This window comes from Streptomyces sp. NPDC042371 (genome assembly GCF_056437465.1).
In genome coordinates this window covers 459859-485593 of record NZ_JBWKAP010000005.1, presented here as the reverse complement: position 1 = coordinate 485593, position 25735 = coordinate 459859, and the positions used below count along the sequence as shown (strand labels likewise).

General features: G+C 72.8%; 25 protein-coding genes. 12 read left to right on the top strand and 13 right to left on the bottom strand.

The window, feature by feature from the left end; all coding sequences use genetic code 11:
* Positions 1–82 precede the first annotated feature (82 nt).
* The gene (locus tag AC068B_RS18220) at positions 83–439 is read left to right on the top strand and encodes a hypothetical protein (protein WP_468563950.1); all 357 of its coding nucleotides are present in this window, start codon (positions 83–85) and stop codon (positions 437–439) included.
* Positions 436–702, top strand: coding sequence for a DUF4031 domain-containing protein (locus AC068B_RS18215; protein ID WP_356268167.1), 267 nt, complete (start codon positions 436–438; stop codon positions 700–702). Before AC068B_RS18220 ends, AC068B_RS18215 begins: the two co-directional genes overlap by 4 nt.
* A gap of 89 nt (positions 703–791) precedes the next feature.
* On the opposite strand, the gene AC068B_RS18210 is transcribed toward AC068B_RS18215, so the two are convergent.
* From AC068B_RS18210 to AC068B_RS18200, 3 genes are all read right to left on the bottom strand, one after another.
* Positions 792–2021: a Cmx/CmrA family chloramphenicol efflux MFS transporter gene (locus AC068B_RS18210; protein ID WP_478672734.1), complete on the bottom strand. Its 1230-nt coding sequence runs from the start codon at positions 2019–2021 to the stop codon at positions 792–794.
* A 102-nt stretch (positions 2022–2123) separates the two neighbouring features.
* Positions 2124–3200 carry a GNAT family N-acetyltransferase gene (locus AC068B_RS18205; protein ID WP_478672548.1) on the bottom strand — a complete coding sequence of 359 codons (1077 nt, stop codon included), beginning with the start codon at positions 3198–3200 and terminating at the stop codon, positions 2124–2126.
* Between the two features lie 25 nt (positions 3201–3225).
* Positions 3226–3915: a hypothetical protein gene (locus AC068B_RS18200; protein ID WP_478672546.1), complete on the bottom strand. Its 690-nt coding sequence runs from the start codon at positions 3913–3915 to the stop codon at positions 3226–3228.
* A gap of 77 nt (positions 3916–3992) precedes the next feature.
* Here AC068B_RS18200 and AC068B_RS18195 point away from each other — a divergent pair, with 77 nt between their 5' ends.
* Together AC068B_RS18195 and AC068B_RS18190 are read left to right on the top strand one after the other, a co-directional pair.
* Positions 3993–4670: a maleylpyruvate isomerase family mycothiol-dependent enzyme gene (locus tag AC068B_RS18195; RefSeq protein ID WP_478672545.1), complete on the top strand. Its 678-nt coding sequence runs from the start codon at positions 3993–3995 to the stop codon at positions 4668–4670.
* 90 nt (positions 4671–4760) lie between these two features.
* Positions 4761–5414 (top strand): CatB-related O-acetyltransferase, encoded by a 654-nt coding sequence (locus AC068B_RS18190; protein WP_478672544.1) that lies wholly within the window; start codon positions 4761–4763, stop codon positions 5412–5414.
* A gap of 34 nt (positions 5415–5448) precedes the next feature.
* Here AC068B_RS18190 and AC068B_RS18185 read toward each other — a convergent pair whose 3' ends face one another.
* Positions 5449–6426 (bottom strand): hypothetical protein, encoded by a 978-nt coding sequence (locus AC068B_RS18185; RefSeq protein ID WP_478672543.1) that lies wholly within the window; start codon positions 6424–6426, stop codon positions 5449–5451.
* A 167-nt stretch (positions 6427–6593) separates the two neighbouring features.
* Between AC068B_RS18185 and AC068B_RS18180 the strand changes: the two genes are divergently transcribed.
* The 3 genes from AC068B_RS18180 (at position 6594) to AC068B_RS18170 (ending at position 10455) form a co-directional block, all read left to right on the top strand.
* Positions 6594–8903 carry a heavy metal translocating P-type ATPase gene (locus tag AC068B_RS18180; protein ID WP_478672542.1) on the top strand — a complete coding sequence of 770 codons (2310 nt, stop codon included), beginning with the start codon at positions 6594–6596 and terminating at the stop codon, positions 8901–8903.
* Positions 8904–9050: 147 nt separating this feature from the next.
* The gene (locus AC068B_RS18175) at positions 9051–9749 is read left to right on the top strand and encodes a copper homeostasis protein CutC (protein ID WP_478672541.1); all 699 of its coding nucleotides are present in this window, start codon (positions 9051–9053) and stop codon (positions 9747–9749) included.
* Between the two features lie 88 nt (positions 9750–9837).
* Positions 9838–10455: a DUF2165 domain-containing protein gene (locus tag AC068B_RS18170; protein WP_478672540.1), complete on the top strand. Its 618-nt coding sequence runs from the start codon at positions 9838–9840 to the stop codon at positions 10453–10455.
* On the opposite strand, the gene AC068B_RS18165 is transcribed toward AC068B_RS18170, so the two are convergent.
* Positions 10452–12530: a HelD family protein gene (locus AC068B_RS18165; protein WP_478672539.1), complete on the bottom strand. Its 2079-nt coding sequence runs from the start codon at positions 12528–12530 to the stop codon at positions 10452–10454. The two genes, AC068B_RS18170 and AC068B_RS18165, sit on opposite strands and share 4 nt — an antisense overlap.
* 223 nt (positions 12531–12753) lie before the next feature.
* Entirely contained in the window at positions 12754–15297 is a 2544-nt protein-coding gene (locus AC068B_RS18160; protein WP_478672538.1) for a helicase-associated domain-containing protein, read from the bottom strand.
* Positions 15298–15434: 137 nt separating this feature from the next.
* Between AC068B_RS18160 and AC068B_RS18155 the strand changes: the two genes are divergently transcribed.
* Positions 15435–17078, top strand: a complete 1644-nt coding sequence (locus AC068B_RS18155) for a DNA repair helicase XPB (RefSeq protein WP_356268185.1) — start codon at positions 15435–15437, stop codon at positions 17076–17078.
* Between the two features lie 102 nt (positions 17079–17180).
* Positions 17181–17462, top strand: coding sequence for a type II toxin-antitoxin system RelE family toxin (locus tag AC068B_RS18150; RefSeq protein ID WP_478672537.1), 282 nt, complete (start codon positions 17181–17183; stop codon positions 17460–17462).
* On the opposite strand, the gene AC068B_RS18145 is transcribed toward AC068B_RS18150, so the two are convergent.
* Both AC068B_RS18145 and AC068B_RS18140 read right to left on the bottom strand, forming a co-directional pair.
* Positions 17364–18527: a glycosyltransferase 87 family protein gene (locus AC068B_RS18145; RefSeq protein WP_478672733.1), complete on the bottom strand. Its 1164-nt coding sequence runs from the start codon at positions 18525–18527 to the stop codon at positions 17364–17366. The genes AC068B_RS18150 and AC068B_RS18145 overlap by 99 nt on opposite strands.
* Positions 18528–18615: 88 nt before the next feature.
* Entirely contained in the window at positions 18616–18804 is a 189-nt protein-coding gene (locus AC068B_RS18140; RefSeq protein ID WP_468563920.1) for a hypothetical protein, read from the bottom strand.
* Positions 18805–18999: 195 nt separating this feature from the next.
* Here AC068B_RS18140 and AC068B_RS18135 point away from each other — a divergent pair, with 195 nt between their 5' ends.
* Positions 19000–20085: a hypothetical protein gene (locus AC068B_RS18135; protein WP_478672536.1), complete on the top strand. Its 1086-nt coding sequence runs from the start codon at positions 19000–19002 to the stop codon at positions 20083–20085.
* Between the two features lie 37 nt (positions 20086–20122).
* On the opposite strand, the gene AC068B_RS18130 is transcribed toward AC068B_RS18135, so the two are convergent.
* From AC068B_RS18130 to AC068B_RS18115, 4 genes are all read right to left on the bottom strand, one after another.
* A complete protein-coding gene (locus tag AC068B_RS18130) occupies positions 20123–21103 on the bottom strand; it encodes an ABC transporter substrate-binding protein (RefSeq protein ID WP_478672534.1) in 981 nt (326 codons plus the stop codon).
* Positions 21104–21190: 87 nt separating this feature from the next.
* Positions 21191–22021 (bottom strand): ABC transporter ATP-binding protein, encoded by an 831-nt coding sequence (locus tag AC068B_RS18125; protein WP_478672533.1) that lies wholly within the window; start codon positions 22019–22021, stop codon positions 21191–21193.
* On the bottom strand, positions 22018–23109 hold the full coding sequence (locus tag AC068B_RS18120) for a FecCD family ABC transporter permease (RefSeq protein WP_478672531.1): 1092 nt from the start codon (positions 23107–23109) through the stop codon (positions 22018–22020). Before AC068B_RS18120 ends, AC068B_RS18125 begins: the two co-directional genes overlap by 4 nt.
* Entirely contained in the window at positions 23106–24104 is a 999-nt protein-coding gene (locus tag AC068B_RS18115) for a FecCD family ABC transporter permease (protein WP_478672530.1), read from the bottom strand. Before AC068B_RS18115 ends, AC068B_RS18120 begins: the two co-directional genes overlap by 4 nt.
* 82 nt (positions 24105–24186) lie before the next feature.
* Between AC068B_RS18115 and AC068B_RS18110 the strand changes: the two genes are divergently transcribed.
* Positions 24187–24822, top strand: coding sequence for an HAD family hydrolase (locus tag AC068B_RS18110; protein ID WP_478672529.1), 636 nt, complete (start codon positions 24187–24189; stop codon positions 24820–24822).
* A gap of 50 nt (positions 24823–24872) precedes the next feature.
* On the opposite strand, the gene AC068B_RS18105 is transcribed toward AC068B_RS18110, so the two are convergent.
* Positions 24873–25124, bottom strand: a complete 252-nt coding sequence (locus AC068B_RS18105; protein ID WP_079074994.1) for a hypothetical protein — start codon at positions 25122–25124, stop codon at positions 24873–24875.
* A 193-nt stretch (positions 25125–25317) separates the two neighbouring features.
* On the opposite strand from AC068B_RS18105, the gene AC068B_RS18100 reads away from it, so the two are divergent.
* Positions 25318–25701 carry a cold-shock protein gene (locus tag AC068B_RS18100; RefSeq protein WP_076685560.1) on the top strand — a complete coding sequence of 128 codons (384 nt, stop codon included), beginning with the start codon at positions 25318–25320 and terminating at the stop codon, positions 25699–25701.
* The last annotated feature ends 34 nt before the right edge of the window (positions 25702–25735 follow it).

Genomic DNA, 25735 nt, shown 5'->3' with positions numbered 1-25735 from the left:
TCAAGACCCCGGAGGTCCCGAGCTCACCCGGGACCTTGGCCTCTCCTTTTTGCTGGGTTGCGTACGGGGCGACAATGGCTGCATGGACACGATCGACCCCTTGGAGCAGGCGCTGCACGCCGCTCGCGCCCTTGTACTCGCCGACCTGGTGGCCCGCGAGGTCGCCCAGTCCGAGGTCGTCTCGCTCGTCGAGGAGTCGGTGGCGCACCGCCGCTGGTGGGTCGAGCAGTGGCCGGAAGGCGTGGACTACGTCGCCGGTCTCGTCGCCCAGGATGTCCAGGACGCGCTCCTGGAGCGGTACGGGCGGTGGCCGCTGTGCCCCGTGTGCGGCGCGGGCGACCCCCACGCCCTGGACGTGGAACCGGAGCTCGGCCCCGACCCGCACTGGGTCTGCGGCAAGGCGGGCGTGGTCGTCGCGCCGGTGGGCGGCCTGACGTGACCGTCTACATAGACCCGCCCACCTGGCCGGGCCACGGCCGCATGTGGTCCCACCTGGTCAGCGACGTCTCCTTCGAGGAGCTGCACGCCTTCGCGGCCGCCGTCGGCTGCCCGCCGCGCGCCTTCGAACGCGATCACTACGACGTGCCCGCGGAGCGGTACGGGGACGCGGTGCGGGCGGGGGCGGTGGAGATCGGGTCCAAGGAGCTGGTGCGGAGGCTTACGGGGGCGGGGTTGCGGAGGCCTAAGGGGCGGCCTGCGTAGGGGTCCGTCGGTTCCGTCGGCCCCGTCCGTCCTGTTGGTCCCGTCCGTCCTGTCGGTTTCGTCGGCCCCGTCCGTCCCGTCGGTCAACTTCAGCTCCAGGAGGGGCTTTTGGTGCTGTCCTCGGCAGGGTTGGGGGAAGGGGCGGAGGACGTGGTGATCACGCGGCTCGGGGCTGTCTTGCGGTGCAGGCGGAGGGAGAGCGTCACCGCGACGATCGCCGTCGCCGTCATCGCCGCGCCCGCCCACGCCGTCGCCTCGTAGCCGAGCTTCAGGTCGATCACCGTGCCGCCCAGCCACGGGCCGCCCGTGTTGCCCAGGTTGAACGCGGCCGTCGTGGTCGCGCCCGCGAGGGTGGGGGCGGCGCCCGCGACGTTGAACATGCGGGCGTTGAGCGCCGGGGCCGTGTAGAACGCGGAGACGCCGAGGAGGAACGAGAGCGTGATCGCGGCGGCGGGGGCCGCGGCGAACAGGGCCAGGGCGACCAGGAAGACCGTGGACGCGGCGATGCCGCTCAGGAGGACGCCGAAGAGGTGGGCGTCGGCCACGCGGCCGCCGATCGTCGTGCCGACCAGGGCGCCCGCGCCGAAGAGCCCGAGGATGGTCGGGACCCAGCTCTCGGAGAGGCCCGCCACGTCCGTGAGGAGCGGGGAGAGGTACGAGAACGCGCAGAAGACGCCGCCCGCGGCGAGCGCGGTGACGGCGATCGACAGCCACACCTGGCGGTCCCCGTAGATCGACAGCTCCTTCTTCAGCTGGGGCTTCTCGGCGGGGAGCGGGATGCGGGGGATGAGGGTGAGGACGCCGACGAGCGCGATGGCGGAGGCCGCGCCGACGGCCCAGAAGGCCGAGCGCCAGCCCAGGTTCTCGCCGAGGAAGGCGCCCGCGGGGACGCCGAGCACGTTGGCGATGGACAGGCCGCCGATCATGACCGCCATGGCGCGGGCCCGCTGGTTGAAGTCGACCATCGCGATGGCGACCGCCGCGCCGACCGCCCAGAAGCCCGCGCAGGCGAGGGCGCTGACGACGCGGGACGCGAAGAGGATCTCGTAGGTCGGGGCGAGGGCACCGGCGACCTGGCCCAGGCCGAAGACCGTGATGAGGGCGATGAGGGTGGTGCGGCGGGGGAGGCGGAGGGTCGCCACGGCGAGGAGCGGGGCGCCGATGACCATGCCGATGGCGAAGGCCGAGATGAGGAGCCCGGCGCGGGGGATGGTGACGTTCATGTCGTCGGCGATGGGCGGGAGGAGCCCGGAGAGCATGAACTCACTGGTGCCGAGCGCGAAGACGGCGAGGCCGAGCATGTAGACGGCTATGGGCATGCGGGTGGCCGCGCCGGGCTTGAGCGGGGGGACGGAGTTCGGCATAACAGGAGTGAACGTTGGGGTGGCTGCTGTCATTCCCTGGGGACGGGGGAGCTGTCCCTACTTCCGGTGCAGCCCGTACGCGTAGTGCGGCGTGCGGTCCGGGAGGCGGGTGTAGCCCGCGCCCGTGGCCACCTTCTGGGACGCCGTGTTCTCGGGGGTGGTCAGGGCGAGCAGGGACTGGACCTCGGGGTGGGTGAGGGCCCAGGCGGAGAGGGCGCGGAGGGCCGGTGCCGCGTAGCCGTGGCCGCGGGCCTGCTCCACCAGGTCGTAGCCGACCTCGACGCACCCGTCGTCGTCCGGGGCGCCGTGGAAGCCCATGCCGCCGACGGCCAGCTCGTCCGCGGTGCGGACCAGCGCGTACAGGCCCCACCCGGGCCGGTGCACCCCGGCGACGTACGCCTTGAACACCGACCCCGCGGCCGCCCGCGTCCCGCCGAAGGGGGCGCCGCCCAGCCAGGTGAGTCCGCCCGTGCCGCCCTCGGCGAGGTCCGCCGCTGCGGCGGGGGTGACCTCGCGCAGGGAGAGGGCGCCCGCGGGCAGGGCGTGAGGGTTGTGCCAGCGCCAGTGGGTGGGGCGGGCGCGGCCCGGCAGGTCGCCGCGGCCCGTGGCCCAGAGCAGGGTCGTCCAGGGCGTGCCGCCCACGGGGGTCGGCGGGACGTGCGGGAAGAGGTGGGACAGGACGGCCTCGCAGAGCGCGGCGGGCGGCTCCGCGTCGACGCCGAGCGCGCGGGCGATGTCGTACGAGTGGAGCAGGGCCTCCGTGACGCCCATCGCCGCGAAGCCCGACGCGTTCGCGCCGCCCGACGGGTACGAGTGGTAGGCGCGGATGCCGGGCGGCGTCGTGCGGACCACCGCGGACAGGATGCCGCCGGACGCCTCGATCGCGTGGATCGCTCCCTCGGGGACCGTGCCCTCGTCGAACACGGAATCGATCGGGAGCCACCCGTCGGTGGCGCGGCCCGTCAGCTGGCCCGCGTACGCGGTGAGGACCCCCGCGATGTGTTCGGCGGTCTTCAGGCAGCTCCAGTCGAGCCCGTCCGCCTCGACGCTCCAGTCGCGGTCGGCCCCGGCGCGCAGCACCCCGGCCGCGTACGCCACGGCCTCGTCGATCTGGTCCCCACCCATGTGAATCATGGGGGTGAGCGTACGTAAGGCCGGTTCAGGGGGACAGGAGTTTTAGTTCCGTCGCCAGGTTCTCGCGGGCCGGGGTCTCCCAGTTCGACGTCCCGTACGGGGTGCGGAACAGGCGGGGGAGCGCCATGAGCTGGCGCAGGACCTCCGCCCTGCCCTGGCGGAACGCCTCGTCCGGTACGAACGCGTACTCCTCGCGGATCGCCGCCGCGTACGCCGCGTACGTGTCCGAGGGCGCCGCGAGGATCGCCAGGTCGGCGTCGCACAGCGCCTCGCCGTTGGTGTCGCCCTCGTCGGGGTCGTGCGTGACGGTGAGGCGGACCAGGCGGGCCACCTCTGCCGTCTGGTCCTCCGTCAGGCCCGCCTCGGGCAGCGCGCGTTCGGCGAGGCGGGCCGAGCGCTCCTCGTTCTCGGAGCGGTCGGGTGCGTACACCGCGTCGTGGAACCAGGCGGCCAGGCGGACGAGTTCGGGGTCATCGGCGTGCTCTTCCAGTACGTCGATGTGGTCCAGGACCGCCGCCAGGTGATCGGTGGTGTGGTAGCGGCGCTGCGGCTCGGCCCAGCGGGCGAGGAGCCGCTCCGCGAACGGCGCGGGGTCGGGGCCGGGCGTGCCGGGGGCGCCGGGCGTGCCGGGGGCGCCGGGCGTTCCCGGAGTGCCTCCGCTCGCGCGGAGCAGGGTCGCGGCCCAGCGGGCGTGGAGGTCCTTGTCATCGGCCATGCGTCGACCCTAGCCCGCGGGCCCCTGGGGCACGGGTGGCCGTTGCCATGCGCCGCCGGACACGGTTGGCTGCCGCCATGACCGCCATCGATGAGAAGACTTACGAACCCGAGCGCGCCGGACGCCTCCTCCGCGCCGAAGGCGACGCCCTCGTACCGCTGTTGCGGGCCGCTCCCGACGACGCGTACGAGATCCGCAGCTGCTGTCCAGGCTGGACCGTGCGCCATGTGCTCGCGCACTGCAGCTCGGCGCTGATGCGGGTGGTGGAGGGACGCTTCGAGGAGGGCGTGTACTCGCCCGAGTGCAATGAACGCGACATCGCCGAGCGCGCGGACTGGTCCCACTCCCGTGTCGTGGACGAGCTGGAGCACGCCATGACGGAGGCCGGGCCCGTCATAGCCGCGGCCAAGGGGCACCTCGACGGGGTCGCGCTCGGCGAGTGGGTGCACGCCGGAGACGTACGCGAGGCCTGGGGGAAGCCGGGCGCGTACGGGGGCGACGGGCTCGTGGACGCGCTGGCCCTGCTGGCGCAGTTCAGCAGGTCGGCGCATGCCGCCGCGCCCCTGCCGCTGCACGCGGACATCGACGGCAGGGACGAGCCGCTGATCCTGGGCGTGGCCGACGGCAAGCGGCCGCCCGCCCGCTACATCGGGGACGCCCCGACGCTGATCCGGCTGTGCACGGGACGGCCGCTGGCCGGTACGCGGTACGAGCTTGCGGGCGCCACGGAAAAGGAGTTGCCGCTGTTCGGCTGACGAGGATCATGGGACGGTCCGTCCGATGGCGAGGATCATGGGGCGGTCCGTCCGACGAGTCTGCCGATTCTGTTGAGGAGTCCCCGCGCGATGCCCACCGGACCTGCCGTCCCCGCCGACCCGACCGTGGTGCACCCGATGCCGGAGCAGCCCCGCGTGGTGCTGCTCAAGCCGCTGGTGACCTCGCCGCTCATCGAGGTCGGGGACTTCTCGTACTACGACGATCCCGATGACCCGACCGCCTTCGAGACCCGCAACGTGCTCTACCACTACGGTCCGGAGCGGCTGGTCATCGGGAAGTTCTGTGCGCTGGGGGAGGGCGTGCGGTTCATCATGAACGGCGCCAACCACCGGATGGACGGGCCCTCGACCTTTCCGTTCCCGATCATGGGCGGGTCGTGGAGCGAGCACTTCGACCTGATCAGCGGGTTGCCGGGGCGGGGCGACACGGTCGTCGGCAACGACGTCTGGTTCGGCTACCGGTCGACCGTCATGCCGGGCGTCCGGATCGGGCACGGCGCGGTCATCGCCTCGGGTGCCGTGGTCGTCGACGACGTGCCCGACTACGGGATCGTCGGCGGCAATCCGGCCAAGCTGATCCGGCGCCGCTTCGGCGACGACGACATCGCCCGGCTGCTCGAACTCGCCTGGTGGGACTGGCCCGTCGAGCATCTGACCGAGCACATCCGAGCCGTCATGTCGGGCAGTGTCGAGGAGCTGGCGGCCGTGGCGCCCGGCGCGTAGTCGGGGGATCTCCTTCTGGCGGGGGCGGCGGTCATCAGTGCTGGTGGCCGCCGCCCTCGTCCTCCTGGGACGCCGCGTGCCCGCCGCCCTTCTCCGCGGCCCCCGCCCCGCCCGCGTGCACCGTGAACGCCGCCGTGCGGACCTTGCCCTCGTGCTTGAAGTCCAGGAACAGGCGGTACGGGCCCTTGCTCGGCGCCGCCGTGCCGAACGAGATGCCGGGGCCCGCCTTCGTCCTGCCGTCGCCGGGCGTGCCGTTCGGGTGGACGTGGAGGTAGGCCAGGTCTCCCGACCGCAGGGCCACCAGGTGGCCGTACGCACCCAGGTAGGGCTGCAGGTCGGTCACGGGCCTGCCGTTCTTCGCCACGCTCAGGGTGAGGTCGCCGCCCGCGCCCGTCTTCAGCTCGCCCTTCAGCGTGACGTCGTAGCCGTCGACCTTCGCGGTGGTGCTCTGCGCGGGAAGCTCCTTCGGCTCGTACGCCCCCGCCACGCCGAGGTCCGCGCCCAGCGTCAGGCCCTCCTTCGCGCTCTGGGGGCGGAAGTCGGCGAAGACGCGGTAGCCGCCCGCCTCGGGCAGCCGGACCTGGGTCGACCAGGTGCCGTTCGCCGCGCGCGTCGGGTGCAGGTGGCGGTAGGTCGTCAGGTCGCGTGAGGCGACGATGAGGTGCAGTTCCTTGTCGTGCTCCTTGGCGTACGAGGTGACGTTCCGGCCCGTCGCGTCCTCGACGACGGTGAAGCGGAGCTGCTGCTTCTTGTCCGCCTCGATGCGGGTGCTCGCCAGGTTCAGCGTGTAGCCGCCGTCGGAGATCTGCAGGCCGCCGGGGGGCTGCTCGGGGGGCTGCTCTTCCTTCCTGCTCTCTTTGCCCTTCCGCTGGCCGTCGTGGTCTCCGTGCCGCGCCGTCGGCGTCTTCTCCTTGTCCGTGACGGGGGCGATGCCCGTGCCCACGCCGTACGCGGTGCCGAAGGTCGCGGCGACGGCGGCGACGAATGCGGTGATCTTCAGGCCGGTGTTCATGACGGCTCCCCATGCAGGTCGAAGTGATGCCTCGAAGATACCCCCCTAGGGTATGAAGTCAAGCGGTCGTCCGCCCTTGCGTCGAGTACCCCCCAGGGGTATACATGGATCTCGTCAGCGATACCCGGGCCGGGTATCGGAGTCCCATCCGTACAGGAGACCCAGACATGGCCACCACCACACCCGGTGCCGCCGACGCGGCGGCGTCCGCCGCGTCCGCCGCAGAGGTCGAACTCGCCATCGGTGGCATGACCTGCGCCTCCTGCGCCGCCCGGATCGAGAAGAAGCTCAACCGCATGGACGGCGTCGAGGCGACCGTCAACTACGCCACCGAGAAGGCCAAGGTCACCTACCGCGGCGACGACGTCTCCGTGCGGGACCTGATCGCCACCGTCGAGGCCACCGGCTACACCGCACAGGAGCCCGCCCCCGTGCGCACCGGGAGCGATGGGGGCGGCGGCGACGGCAGCGACGAGGAGCGGGCCGCCGCCGAGGAGCTGCGGCCGCTGCGGCAGCGGCTCACCGCCGCCGTCCTGCTCTCCGTGCCGGTCATCGCGATGGCGATGGCCCCCGCGCTGCAGTTCGAGTACTGGCAGTGGCTGTCGCTCACGCTGGCCGCGCCCGTCGTCACGTACGCGGCCTGGCCCTTCCACAAGGCGGCGGTCACCAACGCCCGGCACGGCGCGGCCACCATGGACACGCTGATATCCGTCGGCACGTCGGCGGCGTTCCTCTGGTCCCTGTGGGCGCTCTTCTTCGGCACCGCGGGCACGCCAGGGATGACGCACCCCTTCGAGCTGACCATCGCCAGGAGCGACGGCGCCGGGAACATCTATCTGGAGGCCGCGGCCGGTGTCACCGCTTTCATCCTCGCCGGGCGCTACTTCGAGGCCCGGTCGAAGCGGAAGGCCGGGGCCGCGCTGAAGGCGCTGCTCCAGCTCGGGGCCAAGGACGTCACCGTGCTGCGAGACGGTGGGCGTGAAGAGACCGTCCCTGTGGGTGAGTTGAAGGTCGGTGACCGCTTCCTCGTGCGGCCCGGCGAGAAGATCGCCACGGACGGCAAGGTCGTCGAGGGTTCGTCGGCCGTGGACGCCTCCATGCTCACCGGCGAGTCCGTGCCCGTCGAGGTCGGCGCGGGCGACGCGGTCACCGGAGCCACCCTCAACGTCGGCGGACGGCTCGTCGTCGAGGCCACCCGCGTCGGCGCCGACACCCAGCTCGCCCGCATGGCCAAGCTCGTCGAGGACGCGCAGAACGGCAAGGCCGCGGCCCAGCGCCTGGCCGACCGGATCTCCGCGGTGTTCGTGCCGGTCGTCATCGGCCTGGCGCTCGCCACCCTCGGCTTCTGGCTCGGCAACGGGGCCGGTCTCACCGCCGCCTTCACCGCGGCGGTCGCCGTACTGATCATCGCCTGCCCGTGCGCCCTGGGCCTCGCCACGCCGACCGCCCTCATGGTCGGCACCGGCCGCGGCGCCCAGCTCGGCATCCTCATCAAGGGCCCCGAGGTCCTGGAGTCCACCCGCAAGGTCGACACCATCGTCCTGGACAAGACCGGCACCGTCACGACCGGCCGGATGACCCTCCTCGCCACCCACACCGCCCCCGGCACCCCGGCCGCCGACGTCCTGCGCCTGGCCGGTGCGCTGGAGCACTCCTCGGAGCACCCCATCGCCCGCGCCGTCGCCGCCGGTGCCGCCGCCGAGGTGGGCGAGCTGCCCGTGCCCGAGGACTTCGCCAACGTCGCGGGGCTCGGCGTGCAGGGCATCGTCGAGGGGCACGCGGTCCTGGTCGGCAGGGCCCAGCTGCTCGCGGAGTGGGAGATCCGGCTGCCCGGCGGGCTGGCGCGCGCCAAGGCGGAGGCCGAGGCGGCGGGACGTACCGCCATCGCGGTCGCCTGGGACGGCGAGGCGCGGGCGGTCCTTGAGGTCGCCGACGCGGTCAAGGACACCAGCGCCGAGGCCATCGAGCGGCTGCGTGCGCTCGGTCTCACCCCGATCCTGCTGACCGGCGACAACGAGGCGGTCGCCGCGTCGGTCGCCGCGGAGGTCGGCATCGCCCCGGACGACGTGATCGCCGAGGTCATGCCGCAGGACAAGGTCGACGTGGTGAAGCGGCTGCAGGCCGAGGGGCGCAGCGTGGCCATGGTCGGCGACGGCGTCAACGACGCGGCGGCCCTGGCCCAGGCCGACCTGGGGCTCGCGATGGGCACGGGCACGGACGCCGCGATCGAGGCCGGTGACCTGACGCTCGTACGGGGCGACCTGCGGGCGGCGGCCGACGCGATCAGGCTCTCGCGCCGCACCCTCGGCACCATCAGGTCGAACCTGTTCTGGGCCTTCGCCTACAACGTCGGCGCGCTGCCGCTGGCCGCCGCCGGTCTGCTCAACCCGATGATCGCGGGCGCGGCCATGGCGTTCTCGTCCGTCTTCGTGGTCGGGAACAGCTTGAGGCTGCGGGGATTCAAGCCGCTGTCCTGACGGGGTTTCCCGCGGATTCTCCGCATGTTTCCCTCACCCCGGTGCGAGCGACTCGCCTCGCGCCGGGGTGTTCTGCGCGTAGGCTGGTAATTGGACTAGACCTATGTGCCCGGGATCGCGACCAGTGAGCAGAAGGAAGAGACATCCATGAGCAAGCGTGCAGTCCTGGAGGTGATCGCCCTCGACGCCGAGGACGCGGTCGCCGCCCAGGCCGGCGGAGCGGACCGCCTCGAGCTGGTGACCGACATGGCCGCGGACGGCCTCACCCCGTCCCGCGAGACCTTCGCCGCCATCCGCTCCTCCGTCGACATCTCGCTGCGCGTCATGCTCAGGCTGGCCGACGGGTTCGCCGCGGGCGATGTCGGTGAAGTCGATGACCTGCTCCGCCGCACCCGTGAGCTCAGGAGCGAAGGCGCCGACGAGTTCGTGCTCGGCTTCCTCGACGAGGCGGGCGGCGCCGACCTGCCCGCCGTGGAAGCCCTGGTGGACGCCCTCGACGGCTGCCGCTGGACCTTCCACCGGGCGATCGACCGCGCCGCCGACCGCGACGCCCTGCGCAAGCAGCTCGCCGACCTGCCGGGCCTTGACACCTACCTCACCGCGGGCTCCGCGGCCGGGGTCGACGAGGGCCTGCCGACCCTGCTCGCCGAGGCGGCCCGGCGCGGCGAACCCGGCTACGAACCGCAGCTCCTCATCGGCGGCGGCCTGCGCCTCGACCATCTGCCTGGGCTGCTGGCCGCCGGTGTCGACGCGTTCCACATCGGCGGGGCCGCCCGCCCCGACGGCTGGTCGGCGCCCGTCTCCGCCCCGGCGGTCGCCCAGTGGCGGGCCGCGCTCGACGGCTGATCCACGTCATCGTTCCACCGCGTGATCGTTCCTCGTGATCGTTCCTTCGCGGGACGCGATAGAACTGGGTCGACACTGAGGGGACTTCATGCCGACACCAGAACACCCGCGTCCCGCGGAGCGCATGCTCGCGGCCGGAACACTGCCCGTGGCCGCGACGCTGCTCACCGGAACGATCGCGCTCTACATCGCGCTCGTCGCGTTCGGGAACATCACCGACTTCGAGACCAACCAGCAGTTCGTACGCCATGTCCTCGCGATGGACACCACCTTCAAGGACAACGGCCTGCGGTGGCGCGCGGTGGATTCCACCGCGCTGCAGGACACCGCGTACGTCGTCATCATCGCCTGGGAGACCCTGGCCGCACTGATCCTGGGCACGTCGACGGTCCTGTGGGCCCGCGCCCTGCGGCGGCCCCAAGGGCTGCGCCGGGCCCAACTGACGGGCAGCATAGGCCTGATGATGATCCTTCTCCTCTTCGGAGTGGGCTTCATCGGGATCGGCGGCGAATGGTTCGCCATGTGGCAGTCGGAGGCCTGGAACGGCCTGGACGCTGCCATCCGCATGGTCACGTTCGCGGGCATCGTGCTCATCGCCACGCATCTGCCTGCCGCCTCGGAGCCGGGCCGTGCGCCGTCCGCCGCGTCGTCGGCGGACGGCCTCAAGGGTGACCTCAAGGACGGCCGCAAGGAGGGCAGACCCTAAGCCAGTTGCCCGGGCAGTCCGGCCGCGTGCACGACGATCAGGCCCGACACGGCACGGGTCAGCGCCACGTACAGACGGCGCAGGCCCGTCCGCTCGTCGGGCTCACCGGCCACGACCGCGGAGGGCTCGTCCAGCACCACGTAGTCGTACTCCAGGCCCTTCGCGAGGGACGCGGGCACGAGCGTGAGCCGGGTGTCGGGCGTCGTCTCCTGACCGGGGTCGAGGTAGGTGACCCCGGCCGCCGTCAGCGCCGCCGCCAGCGCGGGAATCCGGTCGTCCGCCGCGATCAGGCCGACGGAACCCTCCTGCCGCAGCGACTCCGCGCAGGCCTCCAGGCAGGCCGCGTCCAGGGCCGTGGTGTCCGCGGCGGCTCCGGCCTCCGCCACGTGCCGAACCGCGAGCGAACCGGGCGACTCACGCACCGAGTCGACCGCCGCGAGGCCCGGCGCGATGTCCGGCAGCAGCCGCGAGGCGTACGCGATGACCTCGCGCGGCACACGGAAACCGGCCGTCAGCTCCTCCACCACCGCGTTGTCCTTGCCGAGGTGCTTGAGGGCCTCGTCCCAACTCCGCGTCGCCCAGGGCGTGGTGCCCTGCGCGAGATCGCCGAGCACGGTCGCCGAGCCGGTCGTGCAGCGGCGGCCCACCGCCCGGTACTGCATGGGTGACAGGTCCTGCGCCTCGTCGAGCACCACATGGCCCAGGGAGTGGGTGCGCGCGACCAGGTCGGTGGCCTCGTCGATCAGGACGGCGTCCGCGGCGGACCACTTGGCGCTCTTCACGCTCCGGGCGGGCTTCGCCCACAGCACGGCCTTCTGCTCTTCGGCGCTCAGGACCCCCTCCGCGTGCGCGGCCAGGAAGTCGGCGTCGGACAGCAGCCGCAGCACGAGCTTCGCGGGCTCGACGGGCGGCCACACCGCCTTCACCGCCGCCTTCACCGCGGCATTGCGGGCCACCGCGTCCTGCACCCGGTCGTCCGGCGCCTCGCCCGCCTGCTCCATGCGGACCAGCACGGCGTGCGCGATGCGCTGCGGCAGGGCGTCCCGCGCGGCGCCGTACCGGATGTCCCGCGCGAGCAACTCCTGGACGATCTCCTCCAGTTCGTACGCCGGGACGCGCCACCTGCGCGATCCGCGCACCACCATGACGGGCTCGGTGGGCAGGGTGACGTGCGACCGCACGGCGTTGCGCAGCACCTGGGCCATGCGGGCGTCGCCCTTGACGAGGGCGGCCGTGGAGTCGTCCGTGCCGCGCACCTCCACGTGGGCGACGAGGTCGTCGACGGTGGCCTGCTTGACCTCAAGCTCGCCGAGGGCGGGCAGGACCTGCTCGATGTAGTGCAGGAAGGAGGCGTTCGGGCCGATGACGAGGGTGCCCGTGCGGGCGAGCCGCTCCCGGTGCGCGTACAGGAGGTAGGCGACCCGGTGCAGGCCGACGGCGGTCTTTCCGGTGCCGGGACCGCCCTGCACGCACACGCTGCCGCCGAGCCCGCTGCGGACGATCTCGTCCTGCTCGGGCTGGATGGTCGCGACGATGTCCCGCATCGGTCCCACGCGCGGCCGCTCGATCTCCTGCTGGAGGAGCCTGCTCGTCCGCTCGGCCTCCGTGGCGTCGCTGAGGTGCTCGTCCTCGTACGCGGTGAGGTCCCCGGACGTGTAGCCGAAGCGGCGGCGCAGCGCGATGTCCATCGGGTCCTTCTTCGAGGCCCGGTAGAACGGCTGGGAGACCGGCGCGCGCCAGTCGATGACCATCGGGTCCCCGTCGGCGTCGTGCACGTGCCGCCGCCCGATGTAGAACTGCTCGCCCTCCGCTCCCTCGGCCTGCTCGGCGCCGGGCGCGTGCAGGTAGTCCAGGCGGCCGAAGAACAGCGGGGTGTGCGCGAGGTCGGCGAGGGACTTGATGCGCTCGTCCAGCTGGCGCTCCAGGACGGCCGCGTTCACCCAGTTCGCGGTGACGTCGCGGATGTCGAGGGCCTCGGCGTCCTCACGCATGGCGCGCAGGGCGGAACGGGACGCGGCGAGGTGGCCGCGCTCCCGGGCGAGCGGGTCGGACTCGGACTGGGCGTGCGCGTGCACGGGGTGCCTCCGGCGGTTCAGCGGTGTCGTGTGCGGGCCTCTGCTCTGGTACTGCTCGGCTCAGGCGAGGAGCCGACCGGTTTCCGTCCGGGCGGCGGCGCTCCACGGGGGAGGCGGGGAAGGAGGCATCCTAGGGCGCGGTGGCTGTGGGGGCCAACGGTTTTTTACGTAGGCCTCGTAGGCCTCGTAGGCCTCGTGCGTCCCGTGCGTCCCGTGCGAAGGGTCAGTCGTCTGCCAGTTCCGCTACGCCCGTGACGCGGTGCAGGGGGTACGTGCGGACCTCGTCCGCCGTGTGGTCGTACGCCGTGACGAAGCCGCCCTCCACCCGGACCGGGGCGATGACGCGCTGGCTCGCGGTGCCCTCCGCGTTCACGTAGCCGATCCAGACCGCCTCGCCGGTCAGTACCGCCGCCTGCATCGTGGCGAGGGTCTCGGCGGCCGTGGTGCGCGGCAGCCTGCCGTCCGACGCCGACGCGGGGGCCTCCTTGCGGGGTGCCGTCGACGCGAGGTCGCCCGCGCGGATCGCCCGCACCGCCGCGCCGATGAGCGTGTCGCCGGGCAGCGGCGGGCCGTCCGGCACCGGCTCGGGGGCCGAGCGGGGCGGGGTGCGGTGGGCGTGCGCGCGGGTGATCAGGACATCGCCCTCCGCGCTCTCCGCCGCGGGCGCGAAGCCCATCGAGCGCAGCCCGTCGAGGAGCGTGCCGGGATCGGCCTGGGCGGCGAGCACGGTCGGCGCGAGACGGCGCAGCCGCAGGCCCTGGGCGCGCTTGTCGGCGAGGATCTCGTTGAGCAGGGCCTCGTCGTCGCAGCGCACGTACGCGGCGGCGGCGCCGATCCGCAGGTGGCCGTGTTTGCGGGCCACGTCGTCGATCAGATAGGCGAGGGGCTGCGGGACGGGGGTGCGGGAGTGGGCGGTGAGGAACGCGTGCAGGTCGGATGCCGACTGCCCCGCGTCGAGCGCCCGGCGTACGGAACCCGGCGTGAAGCGGTAGACGGTGGCGCCGCCCTTCGACTCGACGTCGGCGAGCACGGCGAGGGCGTCGCCGAGCGGCCGCTCCAGCGGGCCGGGCGCCACGGCGGTGAGGTCGGCCTGGAGCAGGACGTGGTCGAGGGGTTCGGGGAGGAGGGGGGCGAGGAGTCGGGCGGCTTGGGCGGCGTGGGTGGTGGTGACGCCCTGCCCGGTGGGGGTGGTTGCGCTCTCGGCTGCGGGCAGCAGTGCTCTGCCGTGCGACGCCAGCGCGCCGCGGCCCGTGACGCCCAGCAACTCGGCCTCGTTCAGCGTCCATTGCGCGATGCGGGAGCGCAGGTCCTGCGGGGTCGGCGAGTCGGCGGGGTGCGCGGCGCCGTCCTGGGCGGGGCGGCCGCGGGAGGCCGACGGGCGCTCCCAGCGGAGCCGGTCCCTGAGCGAGTCCGGGGCGGGCGCCGTGCCCTCGGGGAGCGTGGCGAGGAGGGCGAGGACCCGGTGGCGCACCTCGGGGGACGCCGAGCGGTCCAGGTGCGGGCCGAGCGCGGAGAGCGTGCGGTCCTTGCCGTCGCGGCCGCCCACGAGACCCGCCGTGCGCGTGGCCGCGAGCCAGGCCGTGGCAAGCGCCGACCAGCGCTCGGGCGCGGGCAGCTCCTGCCACTCGTCGTACGCGGGCGTCGCGGCGTACCGCTCGTCGGCGTCGCCGTCGGACGCCAGCAGGCCCGCCGCATAGGCCAGTTCGACCCAGAACGCGGCCAGCGGCTCGGACGTGTCGAGCGCCACCGCGGTCCGCTTCAGGTCGCGCACGCTCAGCCCGCCCGCGCGCAGCACGGCGGGACCGCCCTCGTCCCAGTCCTTCAGCAGCTCCTCGACGGTGGCGAGCGCGGTGTACGCCTGCCCGGCGGCGGCCGCGTCCACAACCTGTGGACGGTATTCGCGCGCGGCCTCGACCGGCGGCGGCGTCGGCTCGGGCGTGCGGTGGGCGCGGCCCGCGCGCAGGTGCAGGGCCGCCTCCCGGGGCAGCACGACCGTGCCGGGCGCGGTGGGCAGCAGCAGGCCCCGGTCCAGGAGCCAGCGCAGGTGCCGGGCCGGGTCCGCGGTGACCTGGCCGTAGGGCGGCCCCCAGACCAGCCGGGACAGCACCTCCACGGACTCGGCGGGCGCCTCGTCGAGCAGCGCCGACATCCGGCGGCGGTCGGTGAACAGGGCGGTCAGCGACCGCACGGCCGACACCGGGTCGTGGGTGGTCGGCAGCCCGGCCGCCGCCACGATGTCCTGCACCCGGGTCGGCGACATCCCGGCCGTGGCCTCGGCGACGGTGGGGCCCAGACCGGTCGGGGACGGGTGCTGCGGGGTCGGGGCGAGGAGCTCGCGGGCGGTGCGCACCAGCCGGAGCCGGTCGTCGGGCCCCCACACCAGGGCCTGCTCGTGCAGGGTGCCGAGCGCCCGGGGCAGGGCCTGCGCGACGGCCGGGGCGCCCTCGTCACCGGCCAGCAGGGCGAGCACCTCCTCGTACGAGGCGGGGTCGGGGGCCACGGCGAGCGCCTCCGCGACCTGCTGCGCGAACCGGTCGAGCCGCTCCAGGGCACGCACCACCGAGGCACGGGTCCCCGCACGGGTGGCGAGCTGCGTGAGGTCGTTCGGCACCGGGTTCAGGAGATCGGGCCTGGCCCGCAGCAGATCGGCGAGCGCGCCGTCCTCCCGCGACCGGAGCGCTTCGGCGAGGGAGCGGGGCGTGTCCGCGGCACGCGGCGGTGCGGGGTCGCTCGCGCTGTCCGTGGGCTGCGTCTCGTCGGTGCTCATCCGGCTCACGGTAGCGGGTCGGACCGGCTCCCCACCGCGCCGACGCCCGTCCCGGGAGCCGTCGGGGACGGCTTCGAGGGCGTGTACCGGCGCCGGTGCGGCACACTGGACGTTTGGCCTATGGAAAGGGCGCTCGCGTGAACGGACCCCTCATCGTCCAGTCGGACAAGACCCTCCTGCTCGAGGTCGACCACGAGCAGGCGGACGCCTGCCGCCGTGCCATCGCGCCCTTCGCGGAGCTGGAGCGGGCGCCCGAGCACATCCACACCTACCGGGTCACCCCGCTCGGGCTGTGGAACGCACGGGCCGCCGGGCACGACGCCGAGCAGGTCGTGGACGCGCTCGTGGAGTTCTCGCGGTACCCCGTGCCGCACGCGCTGCTCGTCGACGTCGCCGAGACGATGGCGCGGTACGGACGCCTCACGCTCTCCAAGCACCCCACCCACGGACTGGTGCTCACCACCACCGACCGGCCGGTCCTGGAGGAGATCCTGCGGTCGAAGAAGGTGCAGCCGCTCGTCGGCGCGCGCCTCGACCCGGACACCGTCGTCGTGCACCCCTCCGAGCGCGGGCAGGTCAAGCAGACGCTGCTGAAGCTGGGCTGGCCCGCCGAGGACCTCGCCGGGTACGTCGACGGCGAGGCGCACGCCATCGACCTCGACGAGAGCAACTGGTCGCTGCGGCCCTACCAGCAGCAGGCCGTCGAGGGGTTCTGGCACGGCGGCAGCGGCGTGGTCGTGCTGCCCTGCGGCGCGGGCAAGACGCTCGTCGGCGCCGGGGCCATGGCGCAGGCCAAGGCCACCACCCTCATCCTCGTCACCAACACCGTCTCCGCCCGGCAGTGGAAGCACGAGCTGGTGAAGCGGACCTCGCTCACCGAGGACGAGATCGGCGAGTACAGCGGGACCAGGAAAGAGATCCGGCCCGTCACGATCGCCACGTACCAGGTGCTCACGACCAAGCGGAAGGGCATCTACCCCCACCTCGAACTCTTCGACTCGCGCGACTGGGGCCTCGTGATCTACGACGAGGTGCACCTGCTGCCCGCGCCCGTCTTCAAGTTCACCGCCGACCTCCAGGCCCGCCGCCGCCTCGGGCTCACCGCGACCCTCGTGCGCGAGGACGGGCGCGAGTCCGACGTCTTCTCGCTCATCGGGCCCAAGCGGTTCGACGCCCCGTGGAAGGAGATCGAGGCGCAGGGCTACATCGCGCCCGCCGACTGCGTCGAGGTGCGCGTCAACCTCACCGACAGCGAGCGGCTCGCGTACGCCACCGCGGAGGCCGAGGAGAAGTACCGCTTCTGCGCCACCACGGCGACCAAGCGGAAGGTGACGGAGGCGCTGGTCAAGAAGCACGCCGGGGAGCAGACCCTCGTCATCGGGCAGTACATCGACCAGCTCGACGAGCTCGGCGAGCACCTGGACGCGCCCGTCATCAAGGGCGAGACGACCAACGCGCAGCGCGAGAAGCTCTTCGACGCCTTCCGGCAGGGCGAGATCTCCGTCCTCGTCGTCTCCAAGGTCGCCAACTTCTCCATCGACCTGCCCGAGGCGACCGTCGCCATCCAGGTGTCCGGCACGTTCGGTTCGCGGCAGGAGGAGGCGCAGCGGCTCGGGCGCGTGCTGCGGCCCAAGGCCGACGGGCACGAGGCGCGCTTCTACTCCGTCGTCGCGCGCGACACCATCGACCAGGACTTCGCCGCCCACCGGCAGCGGTTCCTCGCCGAGCAGGGGTACGCGTACCGGATCGTGGACGCGGACGACCTGCTGACCGGGGGCTGACGGGCATTTCCCGGTCGCCGCCCCCGGCCCGCCGCAGATCGGTACCCTGGGGAGCGGCCGGGCGCCGACGCAACCGGCCACGTCAAGGGCAAGGAGGGCGCCATGCCTCACCAGGAAATCTACGAGGTGCTCTACACCGAGCCCGCGGCTCGGGACCGCGACCACCTCGACCCCGCCCGCAGGGCGTCCTTCGACAAGGCCATCGAGATCCTCGCGCGCGATCCGTACACGGAGCACTCACGGTCGATCGGAGTCGGCGAGCAGGACCGTGAGATCCGCCTGACCTCACAGATCGTGGCCGAGTACATGGTGTCGCGCGGCCGCCTGCTCCTTGTCGTCCTGCGGGTGTTCGACGACGCGGACATCCTGCTGGCCGAGGACTGACGCCCACAGCGCCGACGCGCCCAGCAGCCCCAGTGCAAGGAGCGCGTACGGCGAGGCGAGCGGCTGCTGCCACCACGGCAGCGCGAGGTCCAGGTCGCCCTCGTGCGGGAGCAGCCAGAACGTGCGGGCGGTGAACAGCACCGCCACGGCTGCCGCCACGCGCGGCCTGCCCTCGGCGATCAGGACGGCGATGAGCGGCACGCACCACACCCAGTGGTGCGACCAGCTGATGGGCGAGACCAGCAGCGCCGTGCACGCGGCCAGGAGCAGCGCGCGGGGCTCGCCGGGCGTACGGCGGGCCGCCCAGAGGCCGACGGCGGCGGTCACGGCAGCCGGGACCGCCCAGGCCGCGCCGGGAGCCGCGTCGTGCAGCAGCCGGGCGATCAGCCCCTGCAGCGACTGGTTGTCGACGATCCACGCCTTGCCGACCCGGCCCGTCTCGAAGATCCGCCGTGTCCAGAACTCGACGCTCGCGGCGGGCAGCACCAGCGCGCCGAACAGCACGGTGCCCGCGAACCCGGCGAGCGCGACGGCCGCCTCGCGGACGCGCCCGCGCAGCAGGAGGTACGCGATGAAGAAGGCGGGCGTCAGCTTGATCCCGGCCGCGACACCGAGCGCGAACCCCTTGCCGGGGGCGCCCTGCGGACGGGTGAGGTCCCACAGGACCAGACAGGCGAGCGCGAGGTTGATCTGGCCGAACAGGACGGTCTGGAAGACGGGTTCGAGCCACAGGGCGAGGGCGGTGGCGGCGCAGAGGAAGGGCGCGCGGGCGGCGAGACCGGCCAGGTCGCAGGAGAGGCGGACCAGCAGGGCGAGGAGGGCGACGTTGCCAACGAGGAAGACCGCCTTCAGCGCACCCAGGGGGAGCCAGGTCGTCGGGACGAAGAGGATCGCGGCGAACGGCGGGTAGGTGGCGGGCAGTTCCCACTCGGTGACGGTGAACCCGTACAGATCACTGCTGTCGGCGACGGCGGCGCCCTCGGCCCGGTAGACCAGGGTGTCGGCCATCGGGACGTGCTGGACGGCGCAGAGGACGGCCAGGGCGGTGAGGGAGACCGCGAGCAGCACACCGGCTGCGGTGGGTGAACATCTCGTCACGATCCGTGGTGTCACGGCGTGACTTTACGTGACTGACGCGCCCAGCCGCGGTGGGTCAGCGGGTGCGCACGCCTGCTTCCTCGGCGTACTCACCGAGCACGACGACGCCGAACGCGGCGCTCACGAGGACCTTGGCGGCGCGCAGGGCGCCGCCAAGGCGGTGCGGGTGCGGGGCGCCGTGCGGCACGGCGCCGGGGTCTGCGGAGGACGGCACGGACGCGGGGGTGAAGGTGGTTGCGCTCATGTCTCCATGATGGTTTTCCCGCACCCCGCGCACATCGGCCTGCGGTGCAACCCGCCCCGGACCCGCCGTGCAACCTGCGGTGGAGCCCGTAGGCCTTGAGGAGGACGCCACCCCCTAGGGCCCCCGGAGAAGGTACCGTCGAGAGCGCTGGGAACAACCGCGGCGCGTCAACGCAGCCGCCCCGGAGGGGACTTCGTGGGGATCGAGAGCGATCAGCTGGTCTTTGACTATCTGAGCAGGGTCGGAGACCTGGCCCAGCAGCGGCAGTTGCCGTCCGGCGACCGGATGCGGCTGGTCTCCGAGCTGCGGGGCCGGATCGACCGCGGCCGTGACAAGGCCGTCGGCGACAACCCCGCGGCCGTCCGCCGCATCCTCGCCCGCCTCGGCACCCCGGAAGAGGTCGTGGAGGCGGCGGGCGGCAGCCCCGGAGACGTCACGGGGGCCCTGCCGGAAGACGCGGGGACCAAGGCGCCGGGCGACGTGCCCGCGAAGCCCCGCACCCTCCGCGTGCCGAAGCCCCGCCGCGCCGCCCGCGCCAAGGAGGACAAGGGAGCCAGGGGGGACAAGGGGGCCAGGGAGACTCCGGAGGCCGCGCAGATCCCGGAGCCGCGCCATCCGTCCGACCTCTTCGAGGGCGCGTCGCCGCCGCACCTCGCGGGCACCGACGAGCTGGGGCCCAGTGACTCCCAGCCCGACTGGTGGCGCGTGGACAGCAGCCCGTTCGGCCTCGCCGACAGCGTCCCCGGCTTCGTCGGCGGCGTGGAGATCCCCGAGCTGTTCAAGCCCCCGCCCAAGGCGGGCGGCAAGGCGAAGGCCGAAGAGGAAGAGGCCGAAGAAGAGGCCGATGACGAGGAGGAAGAGTACGAGGAGGAGGCGGCGGAGTCGGCCGGGCGGCGCCGGTGGCGGCTGCCCCGGGCGCGGGCCGCCGCCGACACCGGGCCGACGTTCAGCAACCCGCTGCTCCTGCTCGCCGCCGCGCTCCTCATCGTCGGCGCGGTCCTCGGCAACCTGGTGGTCCTCGGCGTCGGCTGGCTCATCGCCTACGCCTCGCGCAGGCTCTCCCGCGCCGAGGTGAAGTTCGCCGTCCTGGTGCTGCCGGGCCTCGCGGTGGCCGCCGGGATCACCTGGCTGTGGGGGCGCAGCGAGGGGCGCTGGGGCGAGGCGATCGAGGAAGGGCACATGAGCGACGCCATGGCCGACACGTGGCCGTGGGTGGTGCGGGGGGCGGCCGTCGCCTCCGCGCTCTTCCTGCTGTGGAGGTCGCAGCGGCAACGGCTGTGAGGAGCGGGCCCGGCAAGGCTCAGCAGGTCCAGGGGGCCTACTTCTTCGTCAGGTCGGCCTGCATCTCGTCCAGGATTTCGTCTGCCGCGGTGTAGCCGATGCCCTGGATCCACAGCTCGTCGTCGACGGTGTGGACGTTGCCCGACTTCACCGCCTTCATGTTCTTCCACAGGCCGCTGCCCACGGTCTGCGTCTCCTTGGACTTCTTCGGATCGCCGTACGTGGAGCGGAAGATGACGTCCGTGTCCGCGAGGTCGATCTTCTCGGGGGACAGGTCGTAGGAGAAGCCGTCCTTGGCCTTCGCGGAGATCGGCGCGCGGCCGAGGCCGACGTCCTTGAGCAGCGTGGCGATGTAGCTCTGGTCGCCGTAGAGGCGGATGTCGGCGCCCTCGATGAAGCGCAGGACGTTGACCTGGGTCTGCTCGGCCTTCGCGGGGCCGCCGATGGCGGTGGTGACCTTCTTGGTGTGCGCCTTGTAGTCGGCGACGACCTTCTTCGCCTCGGCCCGCTTGCCCAGCGCGTCGGCGTGCACCTGGAAGTTCTCCTTCCAGGGGTAGCCGGTCGTCTCCGTCATGACGGTCGGCGCGATCTGCTTGAGCTGGTCGTACTTGGCGGCGTGCCGGATCTTCGACGTCAGGATGAGGTCGGGTTTCAGCGCCGCGATGGCCTCCATGTTCGGCGTCATCATCTCGCCGACGTCCTTGATGCCGCTGACCTTGTCCTTGGGCAGATAGCCCAGGAAGCCCGACGACGCCTCGACGTGCGTGGCGCCGACCGGCTTCACACCGAGCGTGATCGCGGAGTCCAGCTCGGCGGTGTCGAGGACGACGACGCGCTGCGGGTGCGCGGGCACCTTCACGTCGCCCATGGCCGTCTTCACCGTGTGGGTCCCGCCCGAGGCCGCGGTGTCATCGCCGGAGTCCGAGGAACCGCAGGCGGTCAGGGCCAGCGCGCCGGTCAGGGCCAGCGAGCCGGTGAGGAGCGCGGGGCGGTGCAGGGGGGAGCGGAGGAAGGTCATGGGGGGACGCCTTTCGTGCGGTCGGACGGTGCGATGCGGTCAGGCGGTGCTGTGCTGTGTGAGGTGGTGCTGTGTTGTGCGGTGCGGTCAGGCGGACGTGCCGCTGTGGGCGGGGGCGGTCGCGGACGCGGACCACGGGGGTCCTGGGACGACCAGGGGGGAGCCGGTCACGGGGTCCGGCACGACCACGCACTCCAGGCCGAAGACCTGGCGCACGAGTTCCTCGGTGACGACCTCCGCGGGGGTGCCCTCGGCGACGACCTCGCCTGTCTTCATGGCGACGAGGTGGTCGGCGTAGCGCGCGGCCTGGTTGAGGTCGTGCAGGACCACGACGACCGTGCGGCCCCGGTCGTGGTTGAGCTCGCGCACCAGGTCGAGGACCTCGACCTGGTGCGAGATGTCCAGGTAGGTCGTGGGCTCGTCGAGGAGGAGCAGATCGGTGTCCTGGGCGAGGGCCATCGCGATCCACACGCGCTGGCGCTGGCCGCCCGACAGCTCGTCGACGGAGCGCTCGGCGAGCGCGGCGACGTCGGTGCGCTCCATCGCCTCCGTCACCGCCTTCTCGTCCTCGTCGGACCACTGCTGCCACCAGTGCTGGTGCGGCTGGCGGCCGCGTGCCACGAGGTCGGCCACGGTGATCGCCTCGGGCGCGACGGGCGTCTGCGGGAGCAGCCCGATCTGCTGGGCGATCTTCTTGGTGGGGAGCTTGGCGAGGGACTCGCCGTCGAGGAGGACGGCGCCGCTCTTCGGCTTGAGGAGGCGGCCGAGGGCCCGCAGCGTCGTCGACTTGCCGCAGGCGTTGGGGCCGACGATCACCGTGACCTTGCCGTCGGGGATCGTGAGGTCGAGGCTGTCGACGACCGTGCGGTCCTCGTAGGCGAGGGTCAGCTCGCGGGCCGAAAGGCGGGCGGCGGTCACGAGGTGCCTCCATTGCGGACGGAACGGCTGCGGATGATCAGCCAGATCAGATAGGGCGCCCCGATGGCCGCGGTGAGCACGCCGACGGGCAGCTCGGTCGGCGAGAAGAGCCGCCGGGCCAGCAGGTCGGCGAGGACCACGATGAGCGCGCCGAGCAGCGCCGAGCACAGGAGCGGGATCTGCGCGGTGCGGGTCAGCCTGCGGGCGATCTGCGGGGCGAGGAGCGCCACGAAGTCGACGGGCCCCGCGGCGCCGGTCGCCACCGACGCGAGGACCACGCCGAGCAGCACGAGCCCCAGGCGTACGTGGCCGAGGCGCGTCCCCAGGGCCGTCGCCGTGTCGTCGTCCATGCTGACCGCGCGCTGGGCGCGGGCCGCCCACAGGACGAAGGGGAGCAGCACGAGCAGGGTCAGGCCGAGCGGGTTCGCCTCGGCCCAGCCACGGCCGTTCAGCGAGCCCGTCATCCAGATCTGGGCCTGCTGGGCGACAAGGTAGTCGCCCTTGGTCATGAAGAGCGTCGTCACCGAGCGCAGGGCGATGGCGAAGCCGATGCCGATGAGGACGAAGCGGGTGGCGTGCAGGCCGCCGCGCCACGCGAAGACGTAGACCAGGGCGGCCGCGGCGACGCCGCCGAGCACCGACAGATAGGGCAGGACGGTGTACGAGGTGATGCCGAAGGTCATCGCGCCGACCGTCAGCGCGCTCGCGCCCTGGCTGATGCCGATGATGTCGGGGCTGGCCAGGGGGTTGCGGGCGACGGTCTGGATGAGCGCGCCCGCGACCCCGAAGGCGGCGCCGACCAGCAGGCCCACCACCATGCGGGGTTCGCGCAGCGTGCCCACGACCAGCTCGTCGGCGGAGGGCCGTCCGAAGACGACCTTCAGGGCCTCGACGGGCGGGACGAAGGACTCGCCGACACAGAGGTACGCGAGACAGCTCGCGGCGAGCAGCACGGTGAGGGCCACGGCGACGGCGGCGCCCCTGCGATGCACGAGGAACGCGGCCCGGCGCACGCGGAGCACCGCGTAACCGGCGGGGCGGATCCGGGGTCTGGCCGGTGCGGGCGCCGTGGTGATGCCGCCTGTCATGCCGCCACCGCCTTCCGTCGTACGAGGGTGACGAGGAACGGCACACCGATGAGCGCGGTCATCACCCCGGCGGGCACCTCGCTGGGCGGGAAGACGATCCGCCCGACGGTGTCGGAGACCAGCAGCATCACGGGCCCGAGGACGGCGGCCAGCGGCAGCACCCAGCGGTGGTCGCTGCCGATGAGCGCGCGGGCGATGTGCGGGACGGCCAGGCCGATGAAGGCGATGGGGCCCGCGGCGGCCACGCCCGCGCCGGTCAGGACGGTCGCGCCGAGCCCGCCGACGATCCGTACCGCCGCGACGTTCTGGCCGAGGCCCTTCGCGACGTCCTCGCCGAGCGCGAGCGCGTCCAGGCCGCGCGCCACCGCGAGGACGAGCACGAGGCCCACGACGAGGAACGGCCAGATCTGGCCGACGATCTCGGAGTCGCGCCCGGCGAGCGAACCCACCTGCCAGAACCGGAACTCGTCGAGCGCGGAGGCCTTCGTGGTGAGGATGCCCGTCGTCACGGAGACGAGCAGCGCGTTGACCGCGGCGCCGCCGAGCGCGAGTTTCACGGGGGTCGCGCCGCCCCGGCCACCGGCCGCGATGGCGTAGACGGCGACGGACGCGATCCCGGCGCCGACGAACGCCCACCAGACGTATCCGGTGAGGGTGTGGACACCGGCGTAGGCGATGGCGAGGACGACACCGACCGAGGCGCCCTGGCTGATGCCGAGGATGCCGGGGTCGGCGATCGGATTGCGGGTCACGCCCTGGAGGACCGTCCCGGCCAGCGCCAGCGAGGCGCCGACCAGCACGCCGATCACGGTGCGGGGCACCCGCATCTCGCGGATCACCTCGGCGGAGTCGCTGTGCCCGCCGTGCAGCAGCGCGTCGAACACGGCGGACGGCGCGATGGCGCGGGCACCGACGGCGAGGCTGAGCAGGACGGCCAGCAGCAGGGCCACGACGGCCGCCGTCAGCACGGCGGCGCGTCGGACGGGCACACGCATCGACTGGGCTCGTTTCACAGGGTGGTAAGGGTGGGCTAAGTCTACGTGCGGCCGGGGTGCCCGCCCTCGGCACAATGGGCGCATGACCTCTCACACCCTGACCGTCGGCTTCGACCTCGACATGACCCTGATCGACTCCCGGCCCGGCATCAAGGCCGCCTATCAGGCGCTTTCCGCGAGGACAGGGACGTACGTCGATGCCGACCTGGCGGTCACCCGGCTCGGCCCGCCGCTGGAGGAGGAGCTGCGGAACTGGTTTCCGGAGGCGGAGATCGCGGAGACGGCCGACCTCTACCGCGAGATCTACACCACACACGCCATCGAGCCGACGCTCGCGATGCCCGGCGCCCGCGAGGCCATAGCGGCGGTGCACGCGCACGGCGGCCGCGCGATCGTGGTGACCGCCAAGCACGAGCCCAACGCGAAGCTCCACTTGTCGCACCTCGGCATCGAGGCCGACGCCGTCATCGGCTGGCTGTGGGCCGAGGCGAAGGCCGAGGCGCTGCGCGAGTACGACGCGACGGTGTACGTCGGGGACCACACCGGTGATGTACGCGGCGCGCGTACGGCGGGCGCGCTGTCCGTCGCGGTGGCGACCGGACCGTGCGACGCAGCGGAACTGCGCGCGGCGGGCGCCGACGTCGTCCTCGGCGGCCTGACGGAGTTCCCGGCCTGGCTCGACGCGCACGCCGCGCGGCAGACCGCCCAGGAGCGCTGAGTGGCGCCGGGCGGTCCGCGCTCGGTGGTGTCAGGTGGTGTCAGCCGGTGTCAGGTGGTGCTGGACCTGGCCTGCCGTCGTTGGAAGGCGATGCCGCGCAGGACACCGGCCATCGCGATGAGGAACCCGACGCCCATCAGCATGCACACCGCGTAGGCGATGGATGGAAAGGGATCGGTGCCCAGGAAGAGCGGGGCCACCGTGACCAGTGTGGCCACGGCTCCGACGAAGAAGACGATTGCTCCGGTCCGGACCATTCCATCGCCCGGCCCGGCGGAATTCGCTTGGGTTTTGTCACGCACCCGACCAGGGTAGTTCCCAGCGCGAAGGAAGAATCCGGGGACGTCTTGTCACCGGCCCCCGGACCCATAGTCTTGTGTCCTGGCGGGTCGGGCGACCCGCTGTAGTGCTATCCAGAGCCGTTTTCGCCCCGTCGTTCCTGACGGGCGGACCCGGCATAGACGAGTACGACGAGTACGAGGACGAGGACTTCACGTGCCTACCGGCAAGGTCAAGTGGTTCAACAGCGAGAAGGGCTTCGGCTTTCTCTCCCGCGACGACGGCGGCGACGTCTTCGTGCATTCCTCAGTACTGCCCGCCGGCGTCGACACACTCAAGCCCGGCCAGCGCGTGGAATTCGGCGTGGTCGCGGGACAACGCGGTGACCAGGCCCTTTCGGTGGCGATTCTCGATCCCACGCCGTCGGTGGCGGCCGCACAGCGCCGTAAGCCGGATGAACTGGCGTCGATCGTCCAGGATTTGACGACCCTGCTCGAGAACATCACACCCATGCTGGAAAAGGGCCGCTATCCCGACAAGGCGTCCGGCGCGAAGATCGCGGGCCTGCTGCGGGCGGTCGCCGACCAACTGGACGTTTAGCGCGGGCGTGCGGCGCGGGCGGAGGCGGGATTCC

Bases quoted from the DNA above. Each gene is read 5' to 3' on its own strand.
- AC068B_RS18220 (WP_468563950.1), top strand. From the start codon at position 83: ATGGACACGATCGACCCCTTGGAGCAGGCGCTGCACGCCGCTCGCGCC.
- AC068B_RS18210 (WP_478672734.1), bottom strand. From the start codon at position 2,021: ATGCCCATAGCCGTCTACATGCTCGGCCTCGCCGTCTTCGCGCTCGGC.
- AC068B_RS18205 (WP_478672548.1), bottom strand. From the start codon at position 3,200: ATGATTCACATGGGTGGGGACCAGATCGACGAGGCCGTGGCGTACGCG.
- AC068B_RS18200 (WP_478672546.1), bottom strand. From the start codon at position 3,915: ATGGCCGATGACAAGGACCTCCACGCCCGCTGGGCCGCGACCCTGCTC.
- AC068B_RS18195 (WP_478672545.1), top strand. From the start codon at position 3,993: ATGACCGCCATCGATGAGAAGACTTACGAACCCGAGCGCGCCGGACGC.
- AC068B_RS18190 (WP_478672544.1), top strand. From the start codon at position 4,761: ATGCCCACCGGACCTGCCGTCCCCGCCGACCCGACCGTGGTGCACCCG.
- AC068B_RS18185 (WP_478672543.1), bottom strand. From the start codon at position 6,426: ATGAACACCGGCCTGAAGATCACCGCATTCGTCGCCGCCGTCGCCGCG.
- AC068B_RS18180 (WP_478672542.1), top strand. From the start codon at position 6,594: ATGGCCACCACCACACCCGGTGCCGCCGACGCGGCGGCGTCCGCCGCG.
- AC068B_RS18175 (WP_478672541.1), top strand. From the start codon at position 9,051: ATGAGCAAGCGTGCAGTCCTGGAGGTGATCGCCCTCGACGCCGAGGAC.
- AC068B_RS18170 (WP_478672540.1), top strand. From the start codon at position 9,838: ATGCCGACACCAGAACACCCGCGTCCCGCGGAGCGCATGCTCGCGGCC.
- AC068B_RS18160 (WP_478672538.1), bottom strand. From the start codon at position 15,297: ATGAGCACCGACGAGACGCAGCCCACGGACAGCGCGAGCGACCCCGCA.
- AC068B_RS18150 (WP_478672537.1), top strand. From the start codon at position 17,181: ATGCCTCACCAGGAAATCTACGAGGTGCTCTACACCGAGCCCGCGGCT.
- AC068B_RS18140 (WP_468563920.1), bottom strand. From the start codon at position 18,804: ATGAGCGCAACCACCTTCACCCCCGCGTCCGTGCCGTCCTCCGCAGAC.
- AC068B_RS18130 (WP_478672534.1), bottom strand. From the start codon at position 21,103: ATGACCTTCCTCCGCTCCCCCCTGCACCGCCCCGCGCTCCTCACCGGC.
- AC068B_RS18120 (WP_478672531.1), bottom strand. From the start codon at position 23,109: ATGACAGGCGGCATCACCACGGCGCCCGCACCGGCCAGACCCCGGATC.
- AC068B_RS18115 (WP_478672530.1), bottom strand. From the start codon at position 24,104: ATGCGTGTGCCCGTCCGACGCGCCGCCGTGCTGACGGCGGCCGTCGTG.
- AC068B_RS18110 (WP_478672529.1), top strand. From the start codon at position 24,187: ATGACCTCTCACACCCTGACCGTCGGCTTCGACCTCGACATGACCCTG.